We start from the raw sequence: 3,410 nt of genomic DNA on the forward strand, positions 1-3,410 counted from the left end.
AGTGGGACGGCGTGAGCCAGAGTAATGCCCACGATCAAGCCGCTTCCCCCAGGAGGAAGTGCTCGACCACGATGTGGGCGTCATGCAGGCGTTGATAGTAGAGGTTGCGTGTGCAGCCACTCTGAGCCAGACGCGCAGTCAAGGGCGCATCAGGCTGGAAGTAGTGCACCTTGACCACCGTCATCAGCTCGGGATCAAGGCGTTTCTTGACGATCCGCTCGATGTCCAGTGAGGCTTCCAGCGGCACCCTGCTCCCGCGCCTTCCGCGCACAAGCTGGCCACCGCTTTCCATCATCATCGCGACCATGTTGCCGCCCGAGTAACCGGCGGCGACCTCATCGCTGTGCAGCTCCTGCGCCCATTGCTTAAGGGCCATATCGATCGTTTTAATCATCGAAGCAAGGCTCCTCAAACGCAGGTTGTTCCAGCGCAGGCGCCCTGCCCCAACCCTCAGGTTTCTTGTACGCCCAAGGCCGCTGGCCGCTCTTGCTCAAGGCACCCAAACGGAACCGTCGCCACCCCAATCGATGCAGGATCGCTCCCACACGCATCTGCTCCGGTTTACCCCAATGACCGGGATCGAGCTTGAGCGCCTGACTCATCACCTCACTGCCGGTAGTGGTCTCGCCGATCTGCGACTCTTCAAGCCAGGTCAGGATGGGCGTTTCCCATTCGTCCACCACAAAGCGTTCGTCCTGCTCCTCGCTGAACATCGGCGCTTCCTCTCGCGTTACCCACCAGAGGTCGCCGGCCTCAAAGCAGAACATCGCTTCGGCCCAGAGCTGGTCGCGGATCTCGCGCAGCAGTGCCACGTCGACCTTGGTACAAGCCACCGGCCAATAACGGCGGTTGCCGGTGGCGTCCTTGAGGTACTCGTCCTGGTTGGTGGTACCGACGAAAACACACTGGCGTGGCACGTCCAACGTTCTGCGGCCATAGCTTTCGCGATAGGTGTCGGTCGAGGCCGAGAAGAACTGCTTGGCCTTGGTGCTCTCGGCCTTGTTGAAACTGTCCAGTTCGCCCAGCTCGACGATCCACTTGCCGCGGATCGCTTGGAAGCCGTCCTTGTCACCGAGGGCAAACGGCGTATCCATGAACCACTCACCGCCGAGCACGCTCATGGCGGTCGATTTACCGGCGCCTTGTACGCCTTCGAGGATCATCACCGAGTCCGCCTTGCAGCCGGGCTTCATCACCCGCGCCACGGCCGAGATCATCCAGCGCTTGCCGACCTTGGACGTGTAGTCCGTTGTCTTCACGCCCATGACATCGGTCAGCCACCGCTCCAGGCGCGGCACACGATCCCATTCGAGTTTCTTCAAGTACTCACGCACCGGGTGAAAGGCGTGGTCGTGGGCCACGACGCTGACGGCCTCGATCACGTGCGAGGACTTCACGCGCAGGTTGTACTGCTGCGCGAGCCACTTCATCACGCGCACGTCGTCGATGTCAGCCCACTCGCCGGTACAACCGCCATAAGGAGCAGCCCGCAGCTTGACGATCTTCGAACTGAAGGCGCAGTAGCTGATCACGCCAGCCCAGCGCTCGTCGTGAGCGAGGATCAGTTCCACGTTCTGCATGTGCGCGATCAAGGCGCCGCTTTCACTGCGGGCGAGTTGATCTTTCCAGCCACCGGCAGCGGGCGGACGGACCACCGCGAGGACTTGTCGACGCACCGCGTCGAGGCCTTCGGCGACGTGCAGGTCGTTGAAGTCGGTCCATTTGTCGTGACGCTCGACAGAGAAGATCGGCGCGACCACCTGGGCGCCGACGATCAAGGCCGCATTACTCGCTTTCTCCTCACCAGGATTCCAGGCATCGCCATTAGGCTTGGCAGTCTTCCAGTCGTCATCGCGGCAGATGATCAGCGGGCAGCCGGCAAAACGCTCGCGCATGGCCTTACACACGGCGAGCAGGTTGCCCGCATCGAATGCCACGGCCACAGCGAGCGAGGTCGCCATGTGCAGGCTGGCGCCGGTGGCGTAGCCCTCACAAACCAGCACCGGCTCACCCGGCTCTGGGTGCGGACCGAGCAAGTGAAAGGTGCCCTCCTTCGCCATGCCGTAAGGCCAGTAGGATTTGTCGCGGCCGGTGTCTTCCTGCTTGTTCGGGAAGATCACCTGCAGGCCCATAATCTGATCACGGGCATTCTTCATTGGGACCAGTACCGCACCAGTTCGTGGCGCGTATCGCACATTGATGCCAACGATCTGCTTGCGGTCCAGGTAGTCGCTGCGGCCTGTGGTCGGCATGCGCTCGAATAAACCCTGCGCCCTTTTCGCGGCCCGCCGCGCAGCGTTACTCGCGATTTCGGCGGCGCGGCGCTTGGCTTCTTCCTGGCGGGCGCGCATCAGTTCACGCTCTTCCGGCGACATGCGACCGGCCTTGACCTTGATCTTCTGCGTCTCGCCCGAACGCCAATCACCGAAGGCGCCGAAGATCAGGGTGTCGCCCTTCTCGGTGCGCTGCTCGTGGACCACGTACCAGCCGTTCTTTTCCTTGCCCTTGTCCTGCGATGTCTTGCAGCGGGTCAGCTTGCCGAACACCAGTGGTTGCGCTGGCTCCAGACCGTAATCGGCGAATTGGCCCAAGACCTCATCGAGCATGCTGAATCCCCCGCTCAGAGAGGGATTGGCAACTGATGCACTGCGAGCAACCCGGTGAGGCCAGGCGACGGGCTTCCGGAATCGGATCGTCACACGCTTCACAGAACATCAAGGAATGGGCAGCGCTTTCGGCTTTGGCAGCGCTGCGCGCAGCCATGGCCTGATCGATGCGTTCCTGCACCAGGTCGTTAGCGAAATCGGCGATGTCAGCCACGATCAGCACCTCGCGTCGTCTGGTTGACGTAGGTAGCGCGGTTGAATAACCCCAGCAGCCCTTGAATACCTCGGAACACCTGCAGACGAATCGCAGCCAGTTCCTGATCAGTGACGACACCGTCACCGATGCTCTTGGCCCAGGTCTCGGCGAGATCCGCGACCTGACGGAAGTATTCGGCGATGCCGGTGGTCAGGGTCTCGGGCATGTCGTTGGTGTAGGTATCGGCCAGCTCCTGCCAGATCGTGTCACCGACCAGCGCGTGCACCGCATCGAGAATGCGGCGATCCTTGGTCAGTTCGAGGATCTCGCCAAACTCCTGAATATTGATGGAGTGGCTCGGGTGGGTTGGCGATAGCTTGTGCTGCAACGTGGTCGAGTTACGGCCAGTGGTGGCTGCGATGGCAGCGGCCCCGCCGGGATAATCGCGGGCAGCGTGGTACAGCGCTAAATCGAGCGGCAGGATTTCCCGCTGCGCCCGTTCCAGAGAACTGAGAGCAATTCGGCTCATGGCATTAATCCTAAAAGTTGCCAGTGCCGCGCGACAGAAGTTGGTGATACATTTGCCGCGTGGTCTGGAGAGGCCCAAA

Annotated in this window: 4 protein-coding genes; all 4 read right to left on the reverse strand. The window is 61.6% G+C overall.

What is annotated here, in order from left to right:
- Positions 1-34: 34 nt before the first annotated feature.
- From KVG87_RS25580 to KVG87_RS25595, 4 genes are read right to left on the reverse strand one after another with little or no spacing between them, the layout of a single operon-like run.
- Complete coding sequence (locus KVG87_RS25580) at positions 35-394, reverse strand: PA0613 family protein (protein ID WP_186534173.1); 360 nt, start codon at positions 392-394, stop codon at positions 35-37.
- The gene (locus tag KVG87_RS25585) at positions 387-2,606 is read right to left on the reverse strand and encodes a VapE domain-containing protein (RefSeq protein ID WP_217853218.1); all 2,220 of its coding nucleotides are present in this window, start codon (positions 2,604-2,606) and stop codon (positions 387-389) included. Before KVG87_RS25585 ends, KVG87_RS25580 begins: the two co-directional genes overlap by 8 nt.
- Complete coding sequence (locus KVG87_RS25590; RefSeq protein WP_217853220.1) at positions 2,596-2,820, reverse strand: TraR/DksA family transcriptional regulator; 225 nt, start codon at positions 2,818-2,820, stop codon at positions 2,596-2,598. The genes KVG87_RS25585 and KVG87_RS25590 overlap by 11 nt, the downstream gene beginning before the upstream one ends.
- Positions 2,813-3,331 (reverse strand): phage regulatory CII family protein, encoded by a 519-nt coding sequence (locus tag KVG87_RS25595; RefSeq protein ID WP_108224732.1) that lies wholly within the window; start codon positions 3,329-3,331, stop codon positions 2,813-2,815. Before KVG87_RS25595 ends, KVG87_RS25590 begins: the two co-directional genes overlap by 8 nt.
- Positions 3,332-3,410 lie beyond the last annotated feature (79 nt).

The sequence above is a fragment of the Pseudomonas siliginis genome (assembly GCF_019145195.1).
GTDB classification, from domain to species: domain Bacteria; phylum Pseudomonadota; class Gammaproteobacteria; order Pseudomonadales; family Pseudomonadaceae; genus Aquipseudomonas; species Aquipseudomonas siliginis.

Coding starts and splice junctions, on each gene's coding strand:
- KVG87_RS25580 (WP_186534173.1), bottom strand. CDS start 394: ATGATTAAAACGATCGATATGGCCCTTAAGCAATGGGCGCAGGAGCTG.
- KVG87_RS25585 (WP_217853218.1), bottom strand. CDS start 2,606: ATGCTCGATGAGGTCTTGGGCCAATTCGCCGATTACGGTCTGGAGCCA.
- KVG87_RS25595 (WP_108224732.1), bottom strand. CDS start 3,331: ATGAGCCGAATTGCTCTCAGTTCTCTGGAACGGGCGCAGCGGGAAATC.